Origin of the sequence: Sphingomonas sp. Leaf231, assembly GCF_001421995.1 — a bacterium.
In the GTDB taxonomy this organism is placed as follows: Bacteria; Pseudomonadota; Alphaproteobacteria; order Sphingomonadales; family Sphingomonadaceae; genus Sphingomonas.
Genome location: NZ_LMLS01000001.1, coordinates 250867 through 274489 on the forward strand (window position 1 = coordinate 250867; position 23623 = coordinate 274489).

At 69.1% G+C, this 23623-nt stretch carries 26 protein-coding genes; 10 read left to right on the forward strand and 16 right to left on the reverse strand.

The features are described 5' to 3' along the window. Positions 1 to 5: 5 nt before the first annotated feature. The 3 genes from ASE95_RS01235 to ASE95_RS01245 form a co-directional block, all read right to left on the reverse strand. Positions 6 to 845, reverse strand: coding sequence for an amidohydrolase family protein (locus tag ASE95_RS01235; RefSeq protein ID WP_235528115.1), 840 nt, complete (start codon positions 843 to 845; stop codon positions 6 to 8). 22 nt (positions 846 to 867) lie between these two features. Continuing rightward, positions 868 to 2178, reverse strand: a complete 1311-nt coding sequence (gene fucP / locus ASE95_RS01240) for an L-fucose:H+ symporter permease (protein WP_327196689.1) — start codon at positions 2176 to 2178, stop codon at positions 868 to 870. A gap of 113 nt (positions 2179 to 2291) precedes the next feature. Then, complete coding sequence (locus ASE95_RS01245) at positions 2292 to 4106, reverse strand: DUF885 domain-containing protein (protein ID WP_056632893.1); 1815 nt, start codon at positions 4104 to 4106, stop codon at positions 2292 to 2294. Between the two features lie 146 nt (positions 4107 to 4252). On the opposite strand from ASE95_RS01245, the gene ASE95_RS01250 reads away from it, so the two are divergent. Together ASE95_RS01250 and ASE95_RS01255 are read left to right on the forward strand one after the other, a co-directional pair. Then, positions 4253 to 6034, forward strand: coding sequence for a cation:proton antiporter domain-containing protein (locus ASE95_RS01250; RefSeq protein WP_056630363.1), 1782 nt, complete (start codon positions 4253 to 4255; stop codon positions 6032 to 6034). 56 nt (positions 6035 to 6090) lie between these two features. Further along, complete coding sequence (locus ASE95_RS01255; RefSeq protein WP_056630365.1) at positions 6091 to 7236, forward strand: glycosyltransferase family 4 protein; 1146 nt, start codon at positions 6091 to 6093, stop codon at positions 7234 to 7236. 43 nt (positions 7237 to 7279) lie between these two features. Here the strand turns inward: ASE95_RS01255 and ASE95_RS01260 are convergent, their stop codons facing one another. Both ASE95_RS01260 and ASE95_RS01265 read right to left on the reverse strand, forming a co-directional pair. Beyond that, entirely contained in the window at positions 7280 to 7570 is a 291-nt protein-coding gene (locus tag ASE95_RS01260; protein ID WP_056630367.1) for a DUF2218 domain-containing protein, read from the reverse strand. After that, entirely contained in the window at positions 7567 to 8190 is a 624-nt protein-coding gene (locus ASE95_RS01265) for a PadR family transcriptional regulator (RefSeq protein ID WP_056632896.1), read from the reverse strand. Before ASE95_RS01265 ends, ASE95_RS01260 begins: the two co-directional genes overlap by 4 nt. A 124-nt stretch (positions 8191 to 8314) precedes the next feature. Between ASE95_RS01265 and ASE95_RS01270 the strand changes: the two genes are divergently transcribed. The 4 genes from ASE95_RS01270 to ASE95_RS01285 all read left to right on the forward strand — a co-directional run bounded on the left by ASE95_RS01270 (position 8315) and on the right by ASE95_RS01285 (position 12644). Beyond that, on the forward strand, positions 8315 to 9649 hold the full coding sequence (locus ASE95_RS01270) for a replication-associated recombination protein A (RefSeq protein ID WP_056632899.1): 1335 nt from the start codon (positions 8315 to 8317) through the stop codon (positions 9647 to 9649). A 114-nt stretch (positions 9650 to 9763) separates the two neighbouring features. Next, positions 9764 to 10819 (forward strand): type III polyketide synthase, encoded by a 1056-nt coding sequence (locus ASE95_RS01275; RefSeq protein WP_056630370.1) that lies wholly within the window; start codon positions 9764 to 9766, stop codon positions 10817 to 10819. Next, entirely contained in the window at positions 10819 to 11502 is a 684-nt protein-coding gene (locus ASE95_RS01280) for a methyltransferase domain-containing protein (RefSeq protein WP_200918714.1), read from the forward strand. The genes ASE95_RS01275 and ASE95_RS01280 overlap by 1 nt, the downstream gene beginning before the upstream one ends. Next, a complete protein-coding gene (locus ASE95_RS01285) occupies positions 11484 to 12644 on the forward strand; it encodes an NAD(P)/FAD-dependent oxidoreductase (protein ID WP_235528116.1) in 1161 nt (386 codons plus the stop codon). The genes ASE95_RS01280 and ASE95_RS01285 overlap by 19 nt, the downstream gene beginning before the upstream one ends. A 75-nt stretch (positions 12645 to 12719) precedes the next feature. Here ASE95_RS01285 and rplS read toward each other — a convergent pair whose 3' ends face one another. From rplS to ASE95_RS01305, 4 genes are read right to left on the reverse strand one after another with little or no spacing between them, the layout of a single operon-like run. After that, complete coding sequence (gene rplS / locus ASE95_RS01290) at positions 12720 to 13103, reverse strand: 50S ribosomal protein L19 (protein ID WP_056630377.1); 384 nt, start codon at positions 13101 to 13103, stop codon at positions 12720 to 12722. Beyond that, entirely contained in the window at positions 13100 to 13834 is a 735-nt protein-coding gene (gene trmD / locus ASE95_RS01295; RefSeq protein ID WP_056630381.1) for a tRNA (guanosine(37)-N1)-methyltransferase TrmD, read from the reverse strand. Before trmD ends, rplS begins: the two co-directional genes overlap by 4 nt. Further along, positions 13831 to 14235 carry a type II toxin-antitoxin system VapC family toxin gene (locus tag ASE95_RS01300; protein ID WP_235528117.1) on the reverse strand — a complete coding sequence of 135 codons (405 nt, stop codon included), beginning with the start codon at positions 14233 to 14235 and terminating at the stop codon, positions 13831 to 13833. Before ASE95_RS01300 ends, trmD begins: the two co-directional genes overlap by 4 nt. Next, positions 14202 to 14465 carry an AbrB/MazE/SpoVT family DNA-binding domain-containing protein gene (locus ASE95_RS01305; protein WP_443025399.1) on the reverse strand — a complete coding sequence of 88 codons (264 nt, stop codon included), beginning with the start codon at positions 14463 to 14465 and terminating at the stop codon, positions 14202 to 14204. Before ASE95_RS01305 ends, ASE95_RS01300 begins: the two co-directional genes overlap by 34 nt. 92 nt (positions 14466 to 14557) lie before the next feature. On the opposite strand from ASE95_RS01305, the gene ASE95_RS01310 reads away from it, so the two are divergent. Further along, positions 14558 to 15478 carry an NAD(P)/FAD-dependent oxidoreductase gene (locus tag ASE95_RS01310; protein WP_235528118.1) on the forward strand — a complete coding sequence of 307 codons (921 nt, stop codon included), beginning with the start codon at positions 14558 to 14560 and terminating at the stop codon, positions 15476 to 15478. Positions 15479 to 15485: 7 nt separating this feature from the next. Here the strand turns inward: ASE95_RS01310 and rimM are convergent, their stop codons facing one another. The 5 genes from rimM to ASE95_RS01330 form a co-directional block, all read right to left on the reverse strand. Next, positions 15486 to 15929, reverse strand: coding sequence for a ribosome maturation factor RimM (gene rimM / locus ASE95_RS01315; RefSeq protein WP_056630387.1), 444 nt, complete (start codon positions 15927 to 15929; stop codon positions 15486 to 15488). A 31-nt stretch (positions 15930 to 15960) separates the two neighbouring features. Next, a complete protein-coding gene (locus ASE95_RS17975) occupies positions 15961 to 16104 on the reverse strand; it encodes a hypothetical protein (RefSeq protein WP_200918715.1) in 144 nt (47 codons plus the stop codon). 57 nt (positions 16105 to 16161) lie between these two features. Next, positions 16162 to 16584, reverse strand: coding sequence for a 30S ribosomal protein S16 (gene rpsP, locus ASE95_RS01320; RefSeq protein WP_056630390.1), 423 nt, complete (start codon positions 16582 to 16584; stop codon positions 16162 to 16164). Between the two features lie 123 nt (positions 16585 to 16707). After that, the gene (gene ffh / locus ASE95_RS01325) at positions 16708 to 18219 is read right to left on the reverse strand and encodes a signal recognition particle protein (protein ID WP_056630393.1); all 1512 of its coding nucleotides are present in this window, start codon (positions 18217 to 18219) and stop codon (positions 16708 to 16710) included. A 202-nt stretch (positions 18220 to 18421) separates the two neighbouring features. Next, positions 18422 to 18994 carry a DUF924 family protein gene (locus tag ASE95_RS01330; RefSeq protein ID WP_082449425.1) on the reverse strand — a complete coding sequence of 191 codons (573 nt, stop codon included), beginning with the start codon at positions 18992 to 18994 and terminating at the stop codon, positions 18422 to 18424. On the opposite strand from ASE95_RS01330, the gene ASE95_RS01335 reads away from it, so the two are divergent. From ASE95_RS01335 to ASE95_RS01345, 3 genes are read left to right on the forward strand one after another with little or no spacing between them, the layout of a single operon-like run. Further along, positions 18993 to 20171, forward strand: a complete 1179-nt coding sequence (locus ASE95_RS01335) for a MiaB/RimO family radical SAM methylthiotransferase (RefSeq protein WP_056630399.1) — start codon at positions 18993 to 18995, stop codon at positions 20169 to 20171. The two genes, ASE95_RS01330 and ASE95_RS01335, sit on opposite strands and share 2 nt — an antisense overlap. Next, a complete protein-coding gene (gene ftsY / locus ASE95_RS01340; protein WP_056630402.1) occupies positions 20168 to 21100 on the forward strand; it encodes a signal recognition particle-docking protein FtsY in 933 nt (310 codons plus the stop codon). The genes ASE95_RS01335 and ftsY overlap by 4 nt, the downstream gene beginning before the upstream one ends. After that, positions 21097 to 21813 carry an inner membrane-spanning protein YciB gene (locus ASE95_RS01345; protein ID WP_235528119.1) on the forward strand — a complete coding sequence of 239 codons (717 nt, stop codon included), beginning with the start codon at positions 21097 to 21099 and terminating at the stop codon, positions 21811 to 21813. Before ftsY ends, ASE95_RS01345 begins: the two co-directional genes overlap by 4 nt. 24 nt (positions 21814 to 21837) lie before the next feature. Here the strand turns inward: ASE95_RS01345 and ASE95_RS01350 are convergent, their stop codons facing one another. Both ASE95_RS01350 and ASE95_RS01355 read right to left on the reverse strand, forming a co-directional pair. Next, a complete protein-coding gene (locus tag ASE95_RS01350) occupies positions 21838 to 23172 on the reverse strand; it encodes a PQQ-dependent sugar dehydrogenase (protein ID WP_056630405.1) in 1335 nt (444 codons plus the stop codon). After that, the gene (locus ASE95_RS01355; protein ID WP_056630408.1) at positions 23169 to 23594 is read right to left on the reverse strand and encodes a DUF2231 domain-containing protein; all 426 of its coding nucleotides are present in this window, start codon (positions 23592 to 23594) and stop codon (positions 23169 to 23171) included. Before ASE95_RS01355 ends, ASE95_RS01350 begins: the two co-directional genes overlap by 4 nt. Positions 23595 to 23623 lie beyond the last annotated feature (29 nt).

Consider the following 23623-nt stretch of genomic DNA (forward strand, 5'->3'; position numbering starts at 1 on the left):
GGGCGTCACCTCGCCATGATGGTCAGCCGATAGGTACGAAGCGCAGTGCCGCCGAAGATCGCCGCTGCGGCACCGGGACAGTGCCGCGCCACGTAATCGGCGATCACATCGTGCACGCGGGCATAATCCGCCGCCAGCAGGCACACCGGCCAGTCCGATCCCCACATCAGCCGCTCCGGCCCGAACGACGCAAAGATATGGTCCAGATAGCGTTCCAGCTCGTCCGCGGCCCAGCGCCCGTGATCCGCCTCGGTCACCAGCCCCGATACCTTGCACGTCACATGCGGATGGGCGGCGACGGCGGCGAGTTGGTCGGCCCACGGCTGCCACCCGCCGCGCGCGATCGCCGGCTTGGCAGCATGGTCGAGGATGAAGCGTCCCTCGCCGACCCGGTCGAGGAAGGCCGGTACCGTCGACAGTTGGCGCGGGTTCACCAGCAGGTCGTAGGTCCGCTCCCGCGCCGCGATCGCGCGCACCCCTCGCACCACCGCGTCGCGCAGCAGGAAATCGTCCGGCTCGGCCTCCACGATATGGCGGTAACCGACGATCAACGGCGCGGTGTCGGCGGCCAATCGCTCGGCGATGTCCTCGGCGCGCAGGTCGATCCAGCCGACCACACCGACGATCGCCGCGCAGTGCGCCGCCGCCGCCAGCAACGCCTGCGTCTCGCCGGGCACCTGCCGCGCCTGCACTGCGATCGCGGCGTCGATGCCCCGCGTCGACAAGGCCGCATCGAGGTCGCCGACCTCGAAATCGCGTGCGAGCGGCCCTTCCGGGGCGATCCAGTCGAACGTCGCGGCATCGTAGCGCCACAGATGGTGATGCGCGTCGATCCGCGGGGTCACGGCTGCCTCGATTGGCGACATGTCAGGCCGTCCTGCGGGCACGGAGCGCATAGGCCGTCACCACCACGAAGCAGGCCGCCGGCACCAGCATCGCGGCGGCGATCCCGGCCCGGTCCGATACGAAGCCGATCACGCCGGTCAACACCGCCCCGCCGATGATCGCCATGATGATCAGCGACGAGCCGAGCCGGCGCAGCGGCCCCAGCGTCTCGACGCCCAGGGCGAAGATCGTCGGGAACTGGATCGACATGAAGAAACTGGTGGCGACCAGCGCGTAGAGTCCGATCGCGCCGCCGACCAAGGCCGCCGTCATCGCCAGCAAGGCGGAGATGCCGGCGAAGATCGTCAGCAGGCGCACGGGCGCGATCCATGTCATCAGCGTGGTGCCGACGAAGCGCCCACCGGCGAACAGCACCAGCGACACGAACAGCATGTCCGCGCCCTGCCGCTCGCTCCAGCCGAGCGCCCCTTGCGCGTAGCGGATCGTGTAGCTCCACAATCCCACTTGCGCCCCGACGTAACAGAATTGCGCGATCACCGCGCCGGTCAGCCGCGGGTGGCGCAGCAGGTCGGCGAAGCGTTCGTTGCGTGCCGCGCCCGCATCGATGCGCGGAGCAGCGGCGCGCGGAAAGGCGGTGAAGGCAGTGGCGAGCGCGAACAGCAGCACGATGACCGCGATCGCCAGATAGGGCGTGGCGACCGCCTGCACCTCGGCCCGGTAGAATGCAGCGCGCGCGGCGGCGTCCATCCCGGCCAGCGTCGCCTCGTCATGCTCGATGCCGGACAGGATGAAATTGCGGCCGATCATGATGCCGGTGATCGCGCCGAACGGATTGGCGGCCTGCGCCCAGTTCAGCCGCCGCGTCGCAGTGGCCGGGTCGCCCAGTTCAGTCATCAGCGGATTGGCCGACGTTTCCAGAAACGCCAGCCCGGCGGCGATGATGAACAACGCCAGCAGGAACAGCTGGTACGCACTGATCGCCGCAGCCGGATAGAATAGCAGCGCCCCCGCGCCGTACAGTAGCAGCCCGGTGACGATCGCTACCTTGTAGCCGAAGCGACGCAGCACGATGGAGGCGGGGATCGCAAACACGAAATAGCCGAAATAGAACACTTGCTGGACGAAGCTGGTGCCGAAGTCGGACAGCGTGAACGCCTTCCTGAACTGCGCGATCAGGATGTCGTTCAGGTTGTTGGCCATGCCCCACAGGAAGAACAGCGACGTGGTGATGATCAGCGCCGGCAGCCAGCGGCGTGACGCGCCGGGTTCCGACGCCGTCGCGCGGGGATGATCCTCCGCCGGGGGGGAGCCTTGCCACGCCATTGCCGTCATCCTCTATGCCTGGGCCGGGTCGTTTCGCCCGCGCCGCCATTACGTCACGATCGTCCCAGAGCATGGTCAGCCGCCGCGATCAACCACACCCTGACCCGCGGCGTGGCGCGCGCTCAGCCCATGCGTTCGCGCACCGCCCGTTCCAGCACCGTCAGCGGCATCGCGCCGAGCGTCAGGATGCGGTGGAACGCCTTGGCATCCCAGTTCTTGCCCGCTTTTCGCCTCGCCTCATCGCGCAGCCGGGTCCACACGGTGTGGCCGATCTTGTAGCTGCACGCCTGCCCCGGCCAGACGGTGTAGCGGTCGATCTCACCCTGGCTGCGTCCCCGCGCGATCCCGGTGGTGGCGATCAGATAGTCGGTCGCGCGTTCGCGGCTCCACCGTTTGGCGTGCATGCCCGAATCGACCACCAACCGCGTCGCGCGGAACAGCAGCGATTGCAGATAGCCGACCTGACCCAGCGGATCGCCGTCGTACATCCCCATCTCGTCGGCCAGCTGCTCGGAATACAACGCCCAGCCCTCCGAATAGCCGGAATAGAAGCCGCGTCGGCGGATCAGCGGGATATCCTGGCTTTCCAGCGCCGACATCACCTGCAGGTGATGCCCCGGCACCGCTTCGTGATAGCTGAGCGTCGCCAGCCCGAATTTCGGTCGGTCGAACGTATCGCGCAGGTTGATGAAGTAGATCGCCGGGCGCGCTCCGTCCAGCGAAGCGGACTGGTAGTAACCGCCCGGCGCGCCGGCCTGGATCGCTTCGGGCACGCGGCGCACCTCGACGCGCGCGCGCGGCAGGATCGCGAACTGCTCGGGCAGCCGCTTCGTCATCGCCGTCACCTGCGCGCGGAGTTGCTCCAGCAACGCCTCGCGCCCGGCATCGGTGTTCGGATAGAGCTGGTCCGGGCGCTTGTTGAGTGCGACCAGCCGCTCGCCGACCGTCCCATGCGTCATGCCCTGCGCGCGCAGGATGCCGTCGATCCGCGCGCCGATCTCCGCCACCTGCGCAAGGCCCAGGCGGTGGATCTCGTCGCCGGTCAACTCGGTAGTGGTCGCGGCGCTGGCCGCCGCGGCATAATAGGCCGCGCCGTCGGGCAACCGCCACACGCCCGCGTCGTGCACCGCGCGGCCACGCAGCTCGGTCACCAGCGCCCGCTGACGATCCAGCGCGGGGAAGACGCGCTCGGTCATCAACTTCGTCACCGCCGCGGCACGGTCTGCCGGCAGGTTCGCCGCCTTCAGCTTGGCGGCGAAGTCGGTCGCCGGGCCGGTCGCCTCCGCCGCGCGGTCGCGCACCGAGGCCAGTTGCTTCAGCGTGGTGTCGAGGATGTAGTCGGGCGCGAACACGCCCTTGCCCGCATCCTCGCGCTGGCGCTGCGTCTCGGCATCGATCACCCCGCCCCATGCCGCGACCCGCGCCACATAGGCATCGGCGTCCGCGGCGTTGCCGACGCGGTGCTGGTTGGCGAGGAAGTCGGGCACGTCGCGATATGCGCCGGTCAGCTGCGTCAGGACATAGGGCGCATACCGCCCCGCGCTGGCCCCGAACGTGTAGCGCTCCCCGGCGAGCAACCGGTCCAGGCTATAGGCGACCACGTCGTAATCGAGCCGCGCCGTCTCTCCCAGCGCGTCGCGCGGGATCGCCCGCAACGCCGCCTGCTCGGTCCGTGCGCGCGCGAACTCCCGCGCCTCGCCCGCACGGCTGGCATCGGACAATCGCGATTTCAGCGCCGCGCGCGGCCCGGTGTCCAGCCCCAGCGACGTCGCCTGCTCGGGGCTGTCGTCCAGCCGCGCGTAGAAGAACCGGTCGAGCAGCGCGCGCAGCTCGGCATCGCGCGGACCGGCGGCGGTTGTCGCGGCATCGGCGATGCGGGGCAATGCGGCGCAAGCGGCGGCTGCGCTGGCGGAGGCGAGAAATTGGCGGCGACGCATGATAACTCCCGGATCGGCAGACATGCATCGCAGAGTGGCGGCGGCGATCGTCTTTGTCGAGCCGACAGAGAAGCTTGAGTTGATCGGTGCATTTTTCGACCGCGACAGGGCGACAAACGCGCCCGCGCCTGCGTAAGGTCGTGCGCATGGCGATCGGATTGCACAACGAAGGCTTCTCGGACGCGCTGGTGGTGCTGGGTGCCGCCGGCCTCGTCATCCCGGCGTTCGCGCGGTTTCGCATCAGCCCGGTGATCGGGTTCATCCTGGTCGGCGCGCTGGTCGGCCCCGCCGGGCTCGGCGCGCTCGTGCCGCGGGCGCCATGGCTGTACTATTTCACGATCTCCGACCCGGAATCGATCGAGCCGTTTGCCGAATTCGGGATTGTGCTGCTGCTGTTCTCGATCGGGCTGGAATTGTCGTTCCGGCGATTATGGGCGATGCGGCGGCTGGTGTTCGGCACCGGTCCGGCGGCGCTGGTCGGGTGCGCGGTGCTGGTCGCGGTGGTGCTGCACCTGATGGGTCAGGGATGGGGCGGCGCGGCGGGACTGGGCCTCGCGCTCGCGCTCTCGTCCACCGCGCTGGTGCTGCCGTTGGTGGGCACGACCAGCCCGGTCGGGCGCGGTGCGTTTGCGATCCTGTTGTTCCAGGATCTCGCGCTCGTCCCGATCATCTTCGCGCTGGGCGCGATGGCCCCGACCGCCAGCGACGAGGGATGGGTAGGCATCGCCGGGGTCGCGTTGCGCGGCGCGCTGACGGTGGTGGCGATGTACGTCGGCGGGCGGCTGGTGCTGCCGCGGCTGTTCGCGCAGGCGGCGCGGACGAAAAGCCCCGAACTGTTCCTCGCCGCATCGTTGCTGGTGGTGATCATCGCCAGCGTGGCCACCACCGCCGCAGGACTGTCGCCGATCGTCGGCGCGTTGCTGGCCGGCCTGCTGATCGCCGAAACCGAGTATCATACCGAGGTCGAGGTGATGACCGCGCCATTCAAGGGACTGGCGCTGGGCGTGTTCCTGATCACGGTGGGCATGAGCCTGGACCTGTCGGCGATCATCGCCAATTGGGCGTCGTTGCTCGCCGCGGTGCTGGGGATCGTCGCGGTCAAGGCGGTGGTCACGTTCCTGTTGCTGCGGGTCGCCAATGCGCGGCGCGGGATCGCGGCGGAAACCGGCATGTTGATGGGCAGCCCGTCGGAGACGACGCTGATCGTGCTGGCGACCGCGGCGCAGGCGCAGTTGATCACCGCCGCCACCGCCACCTTCTGGCAGACGGTCACCGCGATCGGGCTGACGATCACCCCCTTGCTCGCGCTGCTCGGCCGCGTGATCGCGCGGCGGATCGAACGTCGTGAGACGACGCCGCCCGATGCGATCGACCATAGCGAGGGCGAACGTGCGGTGGTGTTCGGCTTCGGCCGCGTCGGGCGACTGGTCGCCGACATGCTGGCGCGCCACGACCAGCCCTATGTCGCGGTGGAGGCCGACATCGATGCCGTGACGCAGGCGCGCGCCGCCGGTTATCCGATCGTGTTCGGCGATGTCGCGCGCGGCGAACTGATCGATCGGCTCGACCTTGGCAACGCCCGTGCCCTGATCCTGACGATGGACGAGCCGGTACTGACGGTGCGGCTGACCAAGCGGCTGCGCGCCGCCTATCCCGCGCTGCCGATCATCGCGCGCGCCCGCGACACCGCGCATGCCGCCGAACTGTACAAGGCCGGGGTGACCGACGCGGTACCCGAAACGCTGGAAAGCTCGCTGCAATTGTCCGAAGCCGTGCTGGTCGATCTGGGCGTCGCGATGGGGCCGGTGATCGCGTCGATCCATGACAAGCGCGAGGAACTGCGCGAGACGATCCGCCGCACCGCAATGCTCGATCGCGAACCGCGCATCCGTCGCATCCGGCGGAGCGACGAGATACGGGCGGTGTAGATGGCGGATGCGCAAAGGTCGCGATTTTGCCGCACATCGGCGCTAGCGCGTACAGCATGAACCCCTCCGAATGGCGCGTCGCCTTCTTCAGCGGCAATTACAATTACGTCCGCGACGGCGCCAATCAGGCGCAAAACCTGCTGGTCGGGCACCTGCTGGAACGGGGCGTGCAGGTACGCGTCTATTCGCCGACCACGCCCACCCCCGCGTTCGAGGCGCGTGGCACGGTGGTCGACGTGCCCGCGATCCCGATGCCGGGTGGGCGCGGCGAATACAAGCTGGGGCGCGGCCTTCCCGCCAGGCCGCGCCGTGATCTGGAGGCGTTCGACCCGCATCTGGTGCACGTCTCCGCGCCCGAGTTCCTGGGCCATGCCGCGGTCAGCTGGGCCCGCGCGCGCGGCGTGCCGGTGGTGTCGGCGGTGCACACGCGGTTCGAGACGTATTTCCAATATTACGGGCTGTCGCTGGTCCAGCCGGTGATCCGCGCCATCCTGCGTCGCTTCTACAATCGCGCCGATCGCGTGCTGGTGCCGACCCCCTCGATGGCCGGGGTGATGCAGGAACTGGGCGTGACCACGCCAGTGTCGCTGTGGGGGCGCGGCGTGAACCATCGCCGCTTCCACCCCGACGTGCGCGACATGGCGTGGCGGCGCGCGCTGGGGATCGCCGACGACGAAGTGGCGATCGGCTTTCTCGGCCGGCTGGTGCTCGAAAAAGGGTTGGGCGTGTTCGCCGACGTGCTGGCACGGCTGGCGGCGCAGGGCGTGCAGCACCGCGTGCTGGTGGTTGGCAAGGGGCCGGCGCGCGACTGGTTCGCACAACGCGTACCGCAGGCCGCGTTCGCGGGCTTCCAGAGCGGCGACGACCTGGGCCGCGCGGTCGCGTCGATGGACGTGCTGTTCAACCCCAGCGTCACGGAGACTTGGGGGCAGGTGACCTCGGAAGCGATGGCGGCCGGCGTGCCGGTGGTCGCCGCACGCGCGACCGGGGCGATGGACCTGCTGGAGGATGGGCGCACCGGCTTTCTCGTCACGCCGCAGGATGTGGACGGCTATGCCGCGGCGATCGCGCGGTTGATCGACGAGCCGGCGTTACGCGTGGCGATGGGTCGGGCGGCGCACCACCGCGCACGCGATTTCCGCTGGGACACCGCCAACGCCGCGGTGGTGCAGGCGTATCGCGAGGTGCTGGCCGACCGGTAACGCAGCGCGGGGCTGCGCCACCGGCTGCTCGACGGGGTTGTGCTCAGGCCTGCTGCCAGTCGAACGTCAGCGGCGCTTCACGGAACGCGAAGCGATCGAGATGGCTCGCCACCACATCGCGCATCCGCGCTACGTCGCCATCATCTGCCACCGTCAACCGCACGTCCAGCGTCGCGCTGTCCGCGCGCAGGTCCAGCGTCGCTCCGTTCGGAAAGGCGATCGTTGCCTCCTGTTCCGAAAAGCTGACCTCCATCTTGTGGCTCCAATGCTTGGCGAGTTGCTGGAGATACCGGCTGGCCGAATGCGTCGGCACGCGGGCGATCGAGACGCTCACTTCAACCGCTCCACCTTCTGCGCGACCTCGTCGATCAACGCTGCGATCTCGTGCAGCAACTCGGGCGTGGCGTCGGCGCGCGTCGCGCGATCGACCACCGCATGGCGCAGGTTGTGCATCGCGCGGCGCACCGGCGCGCCCTCGCCCTCCCCGCGCGTCCGCTGCGCGCCCATCGTCTCCAGCCGGGCGACCAACGCCGCGACCGCCTCCGCATGCTCGCCGAGATGCGCCTGACCGGCATCGGTGATCGCGAAGCGCTTGCGCGAACCGGCGCTCTCCTGTGCGGAGATCAACTCCATCTCGTCGAGCAGCGTCAGCGTCGGGTAGACGATTCCGGGACTGGGTGCATAGGCACCGGCGGTCAGCGCCTCGATCGCCTTGATGAGTTCATAGCCGTGGCGCGGTTCCTGCGCGATCAGATGCAGCAGCACCAGCCGCAACTCGCCGCCGTCGAACATCCGCCGGCTGCGCCCGCCGCCACCGCCGCGACGATGTTCGCCGTCGTTCAGCCGTTCGGCCCAGTGAAGGAAGCGTTCGATACCGATACCGCCGCCGCGGCGGTGCTGGCCATGATATTGGTGATGGTGACGACCTGTGCCGCCGGGTGAAAATCGAAACATCCCATGCATTCCTGTGTGGTTCATGATCTCAAGATATATCTTGAAACCGCACGATCAAGAGCATTCAAGATATATCTTTTGACAAAGGCATGACGCTGCCCGCGGCTGCGCCTACATGACGGGCATGGCCGACCTTTTCGCCGGGTTCGATCCCGTCGCCTCCCCCGCCGCCCCCGTCACCGACGATCATGCCCCGTTGGCCGACCGGCTGCGCCCGCGCGTGCTGGCGGAGGTGATCGGGCAACGCCACCTGCTCGGCCCCGATGCGCCGTTGACGATGATGATCCGTACCCGCCGCCTGTCGTCGTTCGTGCTGTGGGGACCGCCCGGCGTGGGCAAGACGACGATCGCACGGTTGATCGCGGCGGAGGCGGGCTATGCCTTCGTCCAGTTGTCTGCGGTGTCGACCGGCATCGCCGACCTGCGCCGCACGCTGGCCGCGGCGCGTGACCTGCGCGCCACCGGGCGATCGACGGTGGCGTTCATCGACGAATTGCACCGCTTCTCGCGACCGGTGCAGGACGCGCTGCTACCCGCTGTAGAGGACGGGACGATCGTGTTGATCGGCGCGACCACCGAGAACCCCAGCTTCAGCCTGGTCGCGGCATTGCTGTCGCGCGCCAAGGTATTCACACTCGAACGGCTGAATGCCGCCGAACTCGACACCGTCGTGGCGCGGGCGGAAGCGCACATCGGGCGCACGCTGGCGCTGGAGCCCGATGCGCGCGACGCGCTGATCGCGATGGCGGACGGCGACGCGCGCTACCTGCTGGGTCTGTACGAGACGCTGTTCCTGGTCGAGCAGCCGGCGCCGATCGACGTCGCCACGCTTGCCGCGATCGTCCAGAAACGCGCACCGCTCTATGATCGTGGACAGGAGGAGCATTTCAATCTGCTCAGCTGCTTCCACAAAAGCCTGCGCGGCAGCGATGCCGATGCCGCGCTCTACTGGGCGGCGCGGATGGTGCGCGGCGGCGAGGACGCGGGCGTGATCTTTCGTCGGTTGGCGTGCGCGGCATCCGAGGATGTCGGCATGGCCGATCCGCAGGCGTTGGTGCAGGTAATGACCGCGTGGCAGGCGTTCGAGCGGGTCGGCATGCCGGAAGGCCGGTTGTTCCTGGCACAGGCGATCAACTATGTCGCCACCGCGCCGAAGTCGAACGCCTCCTATGTCGCGTTCGACCGGGCGAGTGCGCTGGCCAAGGAAACCGGGTCGTTGCCGCCGCCCAAGCACATCCTGAACGCGCCGACCAAGCTGATGAAGGAACTCGGCTATCACGCCGGCTATCGCTACGATCATGATTTCCCCGACGCCTATGCCGCGCAGGATTACTTTCCGGCGGAGGCGGGCGACGCGCATCGCTTCTACGAACCCAACGAACGCGGGTATGAGCGCGAAATCAGGAAGCGGCTCGCCTTCTGGGCGGAGGCGCGTGCGCGGCGGCAGGAGGACGAGTGAAGACACCGCGGCGATTGTCTTTGTACGGCAAAGCGATAACCGCGACGGAATGAACGTCGCAACAATCCTCCGTCGTCAGGGTCGATCCCCGCGCCCGTGCGTTCGGACGCGGTAATGCCTTCCACGCCCCACATCGCCGCGATCGGCACCGCGGTGCCCGCCCACGACATCCATGCCAGCTTCGTCGACTGGGCGTCCACCCGCTTGCCGGAGCGTGAGGCGCGTCTGTTTCAGCGGATGGCGGCACGCGGCGGGATCGCGCACCGATGGTCGGTGCTGCCGGCCGAACATGGTTCGCCGGTCGGAGCCGGGGGCTTCTATGCGGTCGAGCCGCATCCCGGCACTGCCGCACGTATGGCGCTTTATGCCCGTGCGGCCCCCGCGCTGGCGCTGGAGGCGATCGCACGATTGGCGGAGCAGGTGCGGCTGGACGGCATCACGCATCTGGTCGTCGCCAGCTGCACCGGCTTCGTCGCGCCGGGCATCGATCAGATCGTGGCGCGCGCACTGGGCCTGTCGGGCGGGGTTGAGCGCACGCTGATCGGCTTCATGGGCTGTTACGCCGCGGTCGCCGCCTTGCGCACCGCGCGGCACATCGTGCGTTCCGAACGCGCAGCGCGGGTGCTGGTCGTCACGGTCGAATTATCGACGCTGCATCTGCAAGCCGACCGCACGCTGGAACCGTTGCTGGCGATGTTGCAATTCGGCGACGGCGCGGCGGCGGCGCTGGTCACCGCGACACCTGCCGGGCTGGCGATCGGTCGTCCGTTCAGCGCCACGCTGCCCGGCTCGGCCGAGGCGATCCGATGGGACATCACCGACCGCGGCTTTGCGATGCATCTGTCGGGCGAGGTGCCGGGCCGGATCGGCGCGGCGCTGCGTGATCCCGCGCTGGTCGACGCGATCACCGGCGGGACCACGGCGGACCGCTGGGCGGTCCACGCCGGCGGACGATCGATCCTCGACGCCGTGGAAAGCGCGCTGGCGCTGCCGCCCGCGGCGCTGGCGGATTCGCGCGCGGTGCTGGCGGCGAACGGCAACATGTCGTCCGCGACGCTGATGTTCGTGCTGGCGCGCATCCTGGCGGGCGCGCCGGTTCGCCACGGTATCGCGCTCGCCTTCGGCCCCGGCCTCGCCGCCGAGGGTTTTTCCTTCGCCAGCGCCGCGTGATGCTCGATGTGCGCGCCACTGCCGAGGAGTTGATGGACGCCGACGACCTGCCGGCGGAAACATACGCCGCCGTCGTCGGCGATCTGGCGCGGGTCAACCGCGTGACGCTCGCTGCCCGCCCGACGCTGCGCTTCCTTGCGGCGGCAACGGTGCCGGGGCGTCGCTACCGCTTGCTCGACGTCGGTTTCGGTGACGGCGACATGCTGCGCAGGATCGCGCGCTGGGGCGCGAAGCGTGACGTGTCGTTCGAGCTGACCGGCATGGACCTCAACCCGCGCAGTGCGCTGGCGGCACGCGCGCATACCCCTCCCCACGTGGCGATCGACTGGCGTACCGGCGATTATCTCGCGCTGGCGGGCGGTGGCTGGGATTTCGTGATCTCCAGTCTGGTCGCGCATCATATGACCCGCGCGCAGCTGCTCGCCTTCCTGCGCTTCATGCAGGCGGAGGCGCGCGTCGGGTGGATCGTCAATGATCTGCACCGGCATGGCTTCGCCTATCTCGGCTGGCCGTTGCTGGCGCGATTGGCCGGGTGGCATCCGATCGTCCGCCACGATGGCCGCCTGTCGATCGCGCGGAGCTATCGGCCCGACGAATGGCCGCCCTTGCTCGCCGAGGCCGGCATCACCGATGCACGCGTCGTTCGCGCCTTTCCGTTCCGGCTGTGCGTCACGCGGCGTTGATCCTCGGCGGCGGGCCGGCAGGCGCGGCGGCGGCGATCACGCTGGCCCGCGCCGGTGCCCGCCCGCTGCTGATCGAACGCACCCGCGACACGGGCGACGCGCTGTGCGGAGGGTTCCTCAGCTGGCGGACGCTGACCGCGCTGGCGCGGCTTGGCGTGGATGCCGACGCGCTCAACCCGGCACGGATCACGCGCGTCCGGATTTTCGCACGCGGCCGCATGGTAGAGGCGGCGCTGCCCGCGCCCGCGATCGGCGTGTCGCGCCGTCGGCTCGACACGTTGCTGCTGCGCTACGCCGCCGCCTGCGGGGCGATGGTGGAGCGTGGCCAGGCCGCGCGCGCGGTCGCGCAGGGCGTGGTGCGCACCGGTGACGGCGCGACGTTGACGGCGGCGGCTCTGTTCCTCGCCAGCGGCAAGCACGATGTGCGCGGGCTGGCCCGCCCCGGCGACGCACGCGGCGGCGATCCGGCGCTGGGCATCCGCACCCGGCGTGGGCCGAATGCCGCGCTGACCCGCATGATCGGCGATGCGATCGAACTGCACCTGTTCGATCGCGGCTATGCCGGCGTGGTCGTGCAGGAGGACGGCAGCGCCAACATCTGCCTTGCGGTACGCCGCTCGCGGCTGGCCGAGGCGGGCGACCCCGCGCGGCTGCTGGCGGCGCTGGCGCAAGAAGCACCGGCGCTGGGCGAACGGTTGGCGGCGGGCGCGGCGGGCCCGGTGGAGGCGATCGCCAACGTCCCGTATGGCTGGCGGGCGCGCCACGGTGCGGACGGGCTATATCGGCTCGGCGATCAGGCCGCGGTGATCCCGTCGCTGGCGGGCGAAGGCATGGGCATCGCACTGGCCAGCGGCGCGTCGGCCGCGCAGGCGTGGCTGCGTGACGGTGTGGCGGGCGCGCCGGGCTGGCAGGTACGTTTCGCGGCACAAGCGGCACGCCCGCTGGCGATCGCCGGTATGGTGCGCAGCATCGCCGAGCGACCGGGTCTCTGCGCACCGTTGCTGCGGCTTGCGGCGCGATCCGGGCTGATCGACGCGGTGGCCATGGCAACGCGGATCGCGCACCCCGCCCGGTCCTCCACCCTCACTGCAGACATGGACGAATCGAGCGGCGATCGCCGCGCCGACGTCGGTCTCACCTAAACGCCGCCGCAAACGAAAGAGGGCGCGGCGGTTTCCCGCCACGCCCCCTCGCAAAGCCAGCTCGGCCTGCTGCGATTACTCGGCAGCGGCGACCGGGCGCGTGTCGCGACGCTCGGCGATACGCGCCGACTTACCGGTGCGACCACGCAGATAGTACAGCTTGGCGCGACGCACCGCACCCTTGCGCACGACCTCGATCGAATCGATGTTCGGCGAATACAGCGGGAAGACGCGCTCCACGCCCTCACCGAAGCTCATCTTGCGCACAGTGAACGACGAACCCATGCCGCGGTTGGCGCGGGCGATGCACACGCCTTCGTAATTCTGGACGCGGGTGCGCTCACCCTCGACCACCTTCACGCCGACCTTCAGCGTGTCGCCGGGGCGGAATTCGGGAATCTTCTTGTTCTCGAGGAACTTGGCGATCTGCTCGGCTTCGAGCGTCTGGATCAGGTTCATTGGTCGTCCTCAGTCCGTTGCCGCGCGCCAGAGGGCGTGCCGACCCGAGCGCCCTCGTGACGCTCCCACAGGTCTGGCCGCCGTAGCCGTGTATCGATCTCCGCCTGCCGTTGCCGCCAGGCCGCGATCTTCGCATGATCCCCCGATCGCAGCACCTGCGGGATCGTGCGCCCCTCCCATTCGACCGGTCGGGTGTAGTGCGGATATTCGAGGAGGCCGCTTTCGAAGCTTTCCTCGACTCCGCTCGAAGCCGCGCCCATTACGCCGGGCAGCAGCCGAACGCAAGCGTCGAGCAGCACCAGCGTCGCCATCTCACCGCCCGACAGGATGTAATCGCCGATCGATACCTGTTCGACGCCGCGGGCTTCCAGCAACCGCTCGTCGAACCCCTCGAACCGGCCGCACAGGACCACCGCCCCCGGCCCTGCCGCCAGTGCCCGGACCCGTTCCTGCGTCAGCGGCCGTCCTCGCGGCGTCATCGCGAGCAAAGGTCGACCGTCGGCATGCGCGTCGACCGCACGCGCGAGGATATCCGCCCGCAGCACCATTCCCGCACCGCCGCCCGCCGGCGTATCGTCGACGGTCCGGTGGCGATCGGTGGTGAAATCACGGATGTTGACGGCATCCAGCGCCCACCGCCCCTCGCCCAGCGCACGCCCCGCCAGCGAGGTGCCGAGCGGGCCGGGAAACATCTCCGGATACAGCGTCAGGATCGTCGCGTGGAAGGTCATCGCGTCCAGTTTTCGATATTCAGGCCGGGGATGTCGGCGAAGTCCTTTTCGTTGTTTGTGATCAACGTTACGTCGAGTGACCGCGCATGTGCCGCGATCAGCATGTCGAAGCTGCGCCTCCGGAAGGGCAATTGCGCGTAGATCCTCGCTGCGAGGTGGTCGAACGGCAACACTTGGAACAATCGGGGAAACTGGTCGAGGACAGCCAGCGGTGGCCGCTTTCCGTTCCAGCTTCCCAACGCCACTTCAGCAAACGCGATCGACGAGATGGAAATGTCGCCCGGCCTGCACCGCTCGACGCGTTCGCGAAGTTTTTGCGGCCCACCACCCAGAAGCGCGATGATGATATTCGCATCAAGCATGAAACTCACGAAATTGGTTCCTGCTGCCAGCCAGGCCATTCGGGATCATCCCACACGCGCGGCGACCGCTCGAACTCACGCTGATCGGACGTCAGTGGCTTTAGGTCGGGGCATGAGCCCCAGATGCCGCCGAGATCAATCCGACCGTCGCCATCAACCGCTTCGAACGAGAATTTCCCGGCTTCTTCGCGAACGCACACTTCCTGCCCTGCGGCGAAGCCGAGCGCCTTCGGCAGCCGCAAGGCAACAGAATTGCCGGATTTGAACACCTTGGCCCGATATTCGTTACCCATCGCCGACCTCCCGTATGTACGCCATGTATATACGGCTCCGAACGGTCGCAAGGCGGAGGCTTGGTACCGTGGACGATTGCATCATCATCGGCGCAGGCCCGGCCGGCTTGACCGCCGCGATCTACCTCGCCCGCTTCCACCTGGCGATCCGGCTGTTCGACAGCGGGTCGAGCCGTGCGGCGATGATCCCGTGCACGCACAACCACGCCGGCTTCCCCGACGGGATCTCCGGGCCGGCGCTGCTCGGGTTGATGCAGGCGCAGGCCGCCCGCTACGGTGCCCGGCGCGAGGAAACGAAGGTCACCGCCCTCGCCCGTAATGGCGACGGGTTCGTCGTCACCACCAACGGCGCCGTGCACCGCGCGCGCACCGTGCTGCTGGCCACCGGCGTCGTCAACCACCGCCCCGCGCACCTGTTGCCGGAGGTGCACGACCCCGCGCTGGAACGTGGGCTGCTGCGCTATTGCCCGGTGTGCGACGGATATGAGGTGACCGACCGCCGCGTCGCCGTGATCGGCACCGGCGATCACGGCACGCGCGAGGCACTGTTCCTGCGCGGCTTCACGCGTGACATCACGCTGGTGTCTCCGGAGGCGGAACATGCGCTGGACGCCCCCTGCGCACGCGCGCTGGACGAAGCCGGGATCGTCCGCGTCGACGGCCCGTGCGGCGGCTATGCGATCGAGGCGGCGGAGGCGGGCGAGCGACTGGCGTTCGACACCGCCCGCGGGCGAATGGCGTTCGACAGCGTCTATCCCGCACTGGGTTCGCGCATACGGTCGCGGCTGGCGGTGGAGGCCGGCGCGCGCGCCAGCGACGAAGGCTGCCTGGAAGTCGACGATCACCAGCGCACCAGCGTGCCCGGACTGTTCGCCGCGGGCGACGTGGTGAAGGGGTTGGACCAGATCAGCCACGCGATGGGCGAGGCCGGCGTCGCGGCGACCGCGATCCGCAACCTGCTGGCGGAACAGCGGCCGCTACGACGCTGATCCGGTGTCAGGGCTCGATGAAGTCGGCCTCGATCACCAGCCGTTCGCCACTCCATTCAGGCACCGCCGTCATCGGCACCATGAACGTTTTGCCGCCCGGACGTTCGACCTCGACCACGTCGCCGGCGCCGAAGTTCTCGACCGCCACCACGCGCCCCAGTGCCGCGCCGTCGGTCGACACCGCGGTCAGCCCCAGCAAGTCGGCGTGATAATATTCGCCTTCGCCCAACGGTGGCAGCGCGTCGCGCGGCACCGTCAACACCGTGCCGCGCAACGCCTCTGCCGCGTTGCGATCCGCGACCTCGGCGAAGCGCGCGATCGTGCCGTCCCGCAGCTTCACCAGCGTCAGCGCGCCGTCGTTGAACGAGCGATGCGCACCAAGATCGTCGGCGAACACCTTCAGCCGCACCTCGCCCGCGATGCCATGCGCACCCGCCACCGCGGCCAGCACGACAGTGCCGGGCGCGGGTGGGGATGCGGACTCAGTCCGCGGGTTCGTCGGGGGAGCCGTCTTCTCCGTCGGGGGCGTCGTCGCGCCCTTCGGCGGGGTCGACGGCCGAGACGCCTTGGTTGGTCGCGTCTTCATGGTCCTCGGGCGCGGTGCGCGGATCGGGATCGCTGGTCATCGTGCGCTCTCCTCTCTGGATGAGCGGGGGCAACGCACGACGACCGCGATCGGATGCTTATTCGGCGTCGGCGGTCGCTTCGGCCGGCTGTTCCGCCGGGGCGGCGGGGGCGGCAGCGGCCGCAGCGGCTGCCTCTTCCTGCGCCTTCAGCTTCTCGGCCCGCTCCTCGGCGCGCTCCTTGGCCTTCTCGCCCGGCTCGGCCTTCTTCGGGTTGCTGCGCACCGCGCGCTCCTTCACCCCGGCCACGTCCAGGAAGCGGGCGACGCGGTCGGTCGGCTGCGCACCCATCGCCAGCCAGTGCTTGGCGCGCTCCGCGTCGAGCACGATGCGCTTCTCGTCGTCCTTGGCGAGCAGCGGGTTGTAGTTGCCCAGCTTCTCGATGAACTTGCCATCACGCGGGCTACGCGCGTCGGCCACGACGATGCGGTAATACGGACGCTTCTTCGAGCCACCACGCGACAGGCGAATGCTGAGTGCCATTGTCTTTCCTTGCCTTCTTTGGTTCTTCACCCCTGCGGAGGCAGGGGTCTGTCTTCGCTTCAACAATCGGCGCCCCTCGACGTGGAGAGACATGGGCCCCTGCCTCCGCAGGGGCGACGATCGCTATTTCTTGAACTTGAATCCGCCCGGCATGCCGCCGCCGGGCATACCCGGCAGACCGGGAAGCCCCGGACCGCCGCCAGGGCCGCCCAGCTTGCCCATCACGTCGCCCATGTCGGCGCCGCCGATCGCATTGCCCAGCCCGCCCAGGCCGCCCTTGCCCAGCATCGCCATCATGCCCTTGATCCCGCCCATCTTCTTGATCTTCTTCATGGCGGTGGACATTTCGAGATGCATCTTCAGCAGCTTGTTGACTTCCTGCACGGTGGTGCCGGAACCCTTGGCGATACGGATCTTGCGCTTGGCGTTGATCAACTCGGGCTTCGCACGCTCCTTGATGGTCATCGAACCGATCATCGCATCCAGATGCACCAGCATCTTGTCGCTGCCCGGCGTCGCATCCATCGCGGCCTGCGCCTTCTTCATGCCCGGCAGCATCCCCGCCAGCGCACCCAGTCCGCCCATCCGCTTCATCTGCGCCAGCTGGCTGCGCAGGTCGTTCATGTCGAACTGACCCTTGGCGAGCCGGTTCGCCATCCGCTCGGCGTCTTCCTGCTGGATCGACTCCGCGGCACGCTCGACCAGCGACACGACGTCGCCCATGCCCAGGATGCGGCCGGCGACGCGGCTGGGGTGGAATGCCTCCAGCGCGTCCAGCTTCTCGCCGACGCCGGCGAACTTGATCGGCTTGCCGGTGACCGCGCGCATCGACAACGCCGCGCCGCCGCGCGCATCGCCGTCCATGCGGGTCAGCACCACGCCGGTCAGCGCCACCTGTTCGGAGAAGTTCTGCGCGACGTTGACCGCGTCCTGTCCGGTCAGCGAATCGACGACCAGCAGGATCTCCTGCGGCTTCGCCACCTCGGCGACCGCCTTCATCTCGTCCATCAACGCCTGATCGACGTGCAGTCGGCCCGCGGTGTCGAGCATCAGCACGTCGAAGCCCTGCAGCTTCGCGGCCTGCACCGCACGGCGTGCGATTTCCACCGGCTGCTGCCCGGCGACGATCGGCAGCGTCGCCACCTCCACCTGCGTGCCGAGCGTCGCCAGCTGCTCCTGCGCGGCCGGGCGATTGACGTCCAGCGACGCCATCAGCACCTTCTTGGCCGTCCGCCCGGTCATCGAACCGGTCGACAGGCGCTTGGCGATCTTGGCGGTGGTGGTCGTCTTGCCCGAACCTTGCAGGCCGACCATCATCACGATGGCGGGCGGCGCGACGTTAAGGTCGAGTTCGGCACCCTCCGGGTTCTCGCCGCCCAGCATCCGCACCAGCGCGTCGTTGACGATCTTGACGACCTGCTGCCCCGGCGTGACCGAACGCAGCACGTTCTGCCCGATCGCCTCTTCGGTAACCTCGTCGACGAACTGGCGCGCGACGGGCAATGCGACGTCCGCCTCCAGCAGCGCGACGCGCACCTCGCGCATCGCCTGACGCACGTCCGCCTCGGTCAGCGCGCCACGGCCACGCAGCCGGTCGAACACTCCACCAAGACGATCGCTGAGGCTATCGAACATCCACAATCCCTTCCACCGCGCCAAACGCAAAAGCGCCGGCGGGCGAAACCTCGCCGGCCAGCGTGCGCCGCAAGGGCGCTTGTCCTATGCGTTCACAACGGAACTGGCGCGGCGGATAGCGGAATGTGCGGGACGAGGCAAGCCGGTTCCGCCCCGGCCGGCCATCGCAGCGACACGATGCCACGGATCGGTCGCGCGGTGCCTACCACCCGCCGCCCGCCTGCAGATAGGCCCGCTCCTCCTCGGTCGTCTCACGACCCAGCGCGGCATTGCGCGACGGAAAACGGCCGAACCTTGCCAGCACCGCCGCATGGTCGCGTGCGAACGTCAGGTTTTCCTCGATGCCCAGCGCCTCGAACATCGCTACGCTACGCGCCTGCCCCTCCGCGTCTTCGGCGTGCATCAGCGGCATGTACAGGAACACCCGCTCCGCCGCCGGCAGCGAGCGGTCCCAGCCCTGCGCGATGGCGAACTCGGTCAACTCGCGCGCCAGCGGGTCGGCCGCGAACGCCGCCGCCTGCCCACGCAGCAGGTTGCGCGAGAATTGGTCGAGCAGGATCACCGCCGCCAACAGGTGCCGCGCATGCCCGCGCCACGCCGCCGCGCGCGTCGCCAGCACGCGTTCGCGCAGCCCGGCGAAGCGCGCGTCGATCTGCCGGTCCAGCGCGACGTCCTTCGCAAACTGCTGCGCAGTGGTCAGCCCGAACCAGAAGTCGAGCACGTCTCGCGCGGCGGAGTCGACTTCACCCTCGGTCATAACTAGATCGCGCCCCATGTCGTTTTCCCATCAGCCAGAGGTCGTGACGCTCGGCTGCCGCCTCAATATCGCCGAAAGCGCCGCGATCCGCCAGATGGCGGGGCGTGGGCAGGTGGTGGTGAACGGTTGCGGCGTCACCAATCAGGCGATGAAGGACACGCGGGTCGCGATCCGCCGCCTGCGCCGCGCGCGCCCGGATGCCGAACTGATCGTCACCGGCTGCGCCGCGGAGATGGACCGCGCGGGCTTCGCGGCGATGCCGGAGGTCGACCGCATCGTCGCCAACGCCGCCAAGCTGCTGCCGGCGACCTGGGGCGGCCGGCCCAATGCGCCGCGGCCGGTGCCACAGACGCGAGCCTTCGTCGGGGTGCAGAACGGCTGCGACCATCACTGCACCTTCTGCGCGATTCCGCAGGGGCGTGGCCGCAACCGCGCCGATCCGGTGGCGGAGGTGGTGCCGCGCATCGCCGCGCTGGTCGAGGGCGGACAGCGTGAAGTGGTGCTGAGCGGCGTCGATCTCGCCAGCTACGACGATCGCGGCGCGGGTCTCGCGGTGCTGGTCGAACGGTTGCTGGCGCAGGTGCCCGGGCTGGCGCGCGTGCGGCTGTCCTCGCTCGATCCCGCCGCGATCGACGACCATCTGCTCGCGCTGCTGACACAGGAGGCGCGGGTGATGCCGCATGTCCATCTGTCGGTACAGGCGGGCGACGACCTGATCCTGAAGCGGATGCGGCGTCGTCATGCGCGCGGCGACGTGCTGCGCGTGATCGAACGGCTGCGCGCGGCGCGCGACATCGCGATCGGCGCGGACCTGATCGCCGGATTCCCGACCGAGGACGAGGCGATGTTCGCCAACACGCTCGCGCTGATCGAAGAGGGCGATATCACCCACGCACACGTCTTCCCTTACTCGCCACGCGCCGGCACCCCCGCCGCGCGAATGCCGCAGGTCGCCCCTGCGGTGGCGCGCGCGCGCGCGGCGCGGCTGCGGGCCACCGCTGCGGCACGGCTCGAACGCCGTCTCACCGCGCACGTCGGCAGCGTGCAACAGGTGCTGGTCGAGCGCCCCGGCGACCGCGGCCACGCCCCCGATTTCACGGAGGTTCGCCTCGCCTCCCCCTGTCCCATCGGCAGCATCGTCGCGGTGACCGTCACCGCCGCCGCCGCCGACCATCTCACCGGAACCATCGCATGAGCACGAGCTGGCATGACAAGCTGCTGGGCGGCTTCCGCCGCACCTCCGACCGGCTGGTCGGCAACCTGGCCGGACTGGGCGGCGCACGCCTGGACGAGGCGACGCTGGACGAGGTGGAGGAGGCACTGATCGCCTCCGACCTCGGCCCCGCCACGGCCGCCAAGGTGCGCGGCCGGCTGGCGGAGGGGACGTTCGAGCGCAACATGGAGGAGCTGGGCATTCGCCTGGTCGTCGCCGAAGAGGTGGAAAACGTTCTTCGGGAGGTCGCGAAGCCGATCGCCATCGACGCCTTCCCGCGGCCGCAGGTGATCCTGGTGATCGGCGTCAACGGATCGGGCAAGACGACGACCATCGCGAAGCTGGCGCATCTGTTCCTCGAACAGGATTATGCCGTGATGCTCGCGGCGGGCGACACCTTCCGCGCCGCCGCGATCGGCCAGCTGCGGACCTGGGCGGAGCGGATCGGCGTACCGATCGTCACCGGTCCCGAGGGCGGCGATGCCGCAGGGATCGTGTGGGACGCGGTGAAGCAGGCGACGGCGATCGGCACCGACGTGCTGATCGTCGACACCGCCGGGCGGCTGCAGAACAAGCGCGAGCTGATGGACGAACTGGCCAAGATCCGCCGCGTGCTGGGCCGCCTGAACCCCGCCTCCCCGCACGACGTGCTGCTGGTGCTCGATGCCACCACCGGCCAGAACGCGCTGAGCCAGATCGAGGTGTTCAAGGAGGTCGCCGGGGTCACCGGCCTCGTCATGACCAAGCTGGACGGCACCGCGCGCGGCGGCGTGCTGGTGGCGGCGGCGGAACGGTACGGCTTGCCGATCCACGCGATCGGGGTGGGTGAACAGATGGACGATCTGCGCCCGTTCGACGCGCGCGAAGTCAGCCGGATCATCGCCGGCATCGAAGGGGGCAAGCAACGATGAACGACGACATGACGGCTGGTCCGAAGCCGGGCCACGGCGGCGTCCGCGCGCTGGTCGATTACGGCCCGCTCGCATTGTTCTTCGTCGCCAACTTCCTGATCCCGGCAGAGGTGGCGCGCGGCATCGTCGCGCAATTCACGCCGATGCTGTCGGGCATGAAGCAGGTCGAGGCGCTGCTGATGGCGCGCGTGATCCTGGCGACCACCGTGTTCGTGATCGCCAGCATCGTCGCGCTGGTCATCGCCCGGCTGAAGCTGGGGCGCGTGCCTGCGATGCTGCTGATCTCCGCCGGGCTGGTGATCGTGTTCGGCGGGTTGACGATGTACTTTCGCGACCCGCGCTTCATCCAGACCAAGCCGACGATCGTCTATGCGCTGCTCGCCGCCACGCTCGGCTTCGGGCTCGCCACCGGGCGCCCGCTGCTCCAGCAATTGATGGGCAGCAGCTATCCCGGCCTGCGCGAAAGCGGGTGGCGACGACTGACGCTGAACTGGGTATGGTTCTTCGCGATCATGGCGGTGCTGAACGAGGCGGTGTGGCGCGGCGCGGCGGTGGCGATCGGTCCGCAGCGCGGCTGGGATCTGTGGGCGATCTACAAGGTGTGGATCGTGATCCCGTTCACCATGCTGTTCGCGATCGCCAACGTGCCGATGCTGATGCGCCACGGACTGACGCTCGGCGACGAGCCGCCGCCGGTGCCGCCCGAAGGCTGATGCCCGATCGCGATCACGGCGCGGTCACCCACCCGGACGGGCGCTCCGCGCGGCGGCGACCGTCGTCGCGGTCGGGGTCACCCGCCATACCGTGTTCGACAAGTCGTCGGCGACGAACAACGCGCGGCGCGGGGCATCGTACAGCACGCCGACCGGCCGCCCGCGCGCCTTGCCGTCGGGGCCGATGAACCCGGTCACCACATCGCGCGGCTGCCCCGCCGGCCGCCCGCCCGAGAATGGCACCCACGCGACCTTGTACCCGGCGAGATCCTTGCGATTCCAGCTGCCATGCTCCCCGACGAACGCACCTTCGCCGAATGGCCCGTCCCAGCCGCCACTCGACACGAACGACAGCCCCAGCGCGGCGACATGCGAGCCGAGCGCATAATCGGGCGCGACCGCCTTCGCGACCAGATCGGGGCGCTGCGGGTGCGCGCGCGCGTCGACGTTCCGACCCCAGTAACTGTACGGCCAGCCATAGAAGGCACCGTCGCGCACCTGCGTCAGGTAATCCGGCACCAGCCGCGGCCCCAGTTCGTCACGCTCGTTGACCACGCTCCACAGCGCGTTGGTGGTCGGCTCGATCGCCAGCGCGGTCGGATTGCGGATGCCGGTCGCGATCGCGCGGTGCGCACCCGTCGCGGGGTCGATCTCCCATACCACCGCGCGGTCCTGCTCCACCTCCAGGCCGCGCTCGCCGACATTGCTGTTCGATCCGATGCCGACGTACAGCTTCGATCCATCGGCGCTCGCCACCAGCGACTTGGTCCAGTGATGGTTGATCCGCGACGGCAACCTCGTCACTTCCCACCCGGGCGTCGCGATGCTGGTCGCACCCGGCGTGTAGGTGAAGCGCTTCAGCGCGCCCTGCTCGGCCACGTACAATTCGTTGCCGATCATCGCCATGCCATAAGGCGCGTCGAGTTTGTCGATGAAGGTGGTGCGCAATTCCGGCCGTCCGTCGCCATCGGCATCGCGTAGCAGGGTGATGCGGTTGCCACCCTTCACCTTGGTGGTGCCCAGACCCTGGATATAGCCCGCGATCACATCCTTCGGGCGCATCGCCGGGGCGTCGCCGCCGCCCTTGCCCTCCGCCACCAGCAAGTCGCCATTGGGCAGCACCAGCATCTGGCGCGGCACCTTCAGGTCGGTGGCGAGCGCGACGATGCTGTAACCCGCCGGCACGGTCGGCTTCGCATCGCCCCATGCCACCGGACTGGCGATCTTCATCGACGGCACCAGCGACTGTTGCTGCGCCGGCAGCTGCGGGTCCGGTCCGGTCTGGCGCACGTCTTGCGGCTGGCTGCCGCACGCCGCCAGCAGCGCGACCGGGGCCACCGTTGCAGCCAGGCGGATCATCGCGTCACCTCCGTCACCGGTGCGGTCGTTCGCGCCCCGAACGCGAACCATCCCGCTGCCAGCACCGCGACGGCCGAGACAAGCGACAGCAGCAACCCGCCGACCTCGACCGAGGCCCAGGCGTCGCGGCTATGATGAAAGGCGTTGACCAGCCCCGCCAGCCACGCCACTCCCAACAGCACCGGGTAAGGCCATGCCGCACGCCGCCGCACCGCGTCGAGAACCGCCCATGCCAGCGCCGGCGCTCCGATCAGCAAAGCGCCGGTGATCGCCCAGGACGCCATGTTCGACCATTGCATCTCCGCGCTGCCCAGATACGTCGCATCCGCAGCCAGCGCAGTCGGGAACAGCGCGACCGGAAAGGCGAGCAGCAATCCGTGCACCGGGTGGATGCGCCGCGGCGCGACGATGGGCGTGACCATGCGAACTCCCCGGCGCCGACATGGGCCTG

What these genes read in the sequence shown, in the direction of transcription:
- fucP (WP_327196689.1), bottom strand. Translation starts at nt 2,178, where the DNA reads ATGACGGCAATGGCGTGGCAAGGCTCCCCCCCGGCGGAGGATCATCCC.
- ASE95_RS01245 (WP_056632893.1), bottom strand. Translation starts at nt 4,106, where the DNA reads ATGCGTCGCCGCCAATTTCTCGCCTCCGCCAGCGCAGCCGCCGCTTGC.
- ASE95_RS01250 (WP_056630363.1), top strand. Translation starts at nt 4,253, where the DNA reads ATGGCGATCGGATTGCACAACGAAGGCTTCTCGGACGCGCTGGTGGTG.
- ASE95_RS01255 (WP_056630365.1), top strand. Translation starts at nt 6,091, where the DNA reads ATGAACCCCTCCGAATGGCGCGTCGCCTTCTTCAGCGGCAATTACAAT.
- ASE95_RS01265 (WP_056632896.1), bottom strand. Translation starts at nt 8,190, where the DNA reads ATGTTTCGATTTTCACCCGGCGGCACAGGTCGTCACCATCACCAATAT.
- ASE95_RS01270 (WP_056632899.1), top strand. Translation starts at nt 8,315, where the DNA reads ATGGCCGACCTTTTCGCCGGGTTCGATCCCGTCGCCTCCCCCGCCGCC.
- ASE95_RS01275 (WP_056630370.1), top strand. Translation starts at nt 9,764, where the DNA reads ATGCCTTCCACGCCCCACATCGCCGCGATCGGCACCGCGGTGCCCGCC.
- ASE95_RS01280 (WP_200918714.1), top strand. Translation starts at nt 10,819, where the DNA reads ATGCTCGATGTGCGCGCCACTGCCGAGGAGTTGATGGACGCCGACGAC.
- rplS (WP_056630377.1), bottom strand. Translation starts at nt 13,103, where the DNA reads ATGAACCTGATCCAGACGCTCGAAGCCGAGCAGATCGCCAAGTTCCTC.
- trmD (WP_056630381.1), bottom strand. Translation starts at nt 13,834, where the DNA reads ATGACCTTCCACGCGACGATCCTGACGCTGTATCCGGAGATGTTTCCC.
- ASE95_RS01300 (WP_235528117.1), bottom strand. Translation starts at nt 14,235, where the DNA reads ATGGCCTGGCTGGCAGCAGGAACCAATTTCGTGAGTTTCATGCTTGAT.
- ASE95_RS17975 (WP_200918715.1), bottom strand. Translation starts at nt 16,104, where the DNA reads ATGACCAGCGATCCCGATCCGCGCACCGCGCCCGAGGACCATGAAGAC.
- rpsP (WP_056630390.1), bottom strand. Translation starts at nt 16,584, where the DNA reads ATGGCACTCAGCATTCGCCTGTCGCGTGGTGGCTCGAAGAAGCGTCCG.
- ffh (WP_056630393.1), bottom strand. Translation starts at nt 18,219, where the DNA reads ATGTTCGATAGCCTCAGCGATCGTCTTGGTGGAGTGTTCGACCGGCTG.
- ASE95_RS01335 (WP_056630399.1), top strand. Translation starts at nt 18,993, where the DNA reads ATGTCGTTTTCCCATCAGCCAGAGGTCGTGACGCTCGGCTGCCGCCTC.
- ASE95_RS01330 (WP_082449425.1), bottom strand. Translation starts at nt 18,994, where the DNA reads ATGGGGCGCGATCTAGTTATGACCGAGGGTGAAGTCGACTCCGCCGCG.
- ftsY (WP_056630402.1), top strand. Translation starts at nt 20,168, where the DNA reads ATGAGCACGAGCTGGCATGACAAGCTGCTGGGCGGCTTCCGCCGCACC.
- ASE95_RS01345 (WP_235528119.1), top strand. Translation starts at nt 21,097, where the DNA reads ATGAACGACGACATGACGGCTGGTCCGAAGCCGGGCCACGGCGGCGTC.
- ASE95_RS01350 (WP_056630405.1), bottom strand. Translation starts at nt 23,172, where the DNA reads ATGATCCGCCTGGCTGCAACGGTGGCCCCGGTCGCGCTGCTGGCGGCG.
- ASE95_RS01355 (WP_056630408.1), bottom strand. Translation starts at nt 23,594, where the DNA reads ATGGTCACGCCCATCGTCGCGCCGCGGCGCATCCACCCGGTGCACGGA.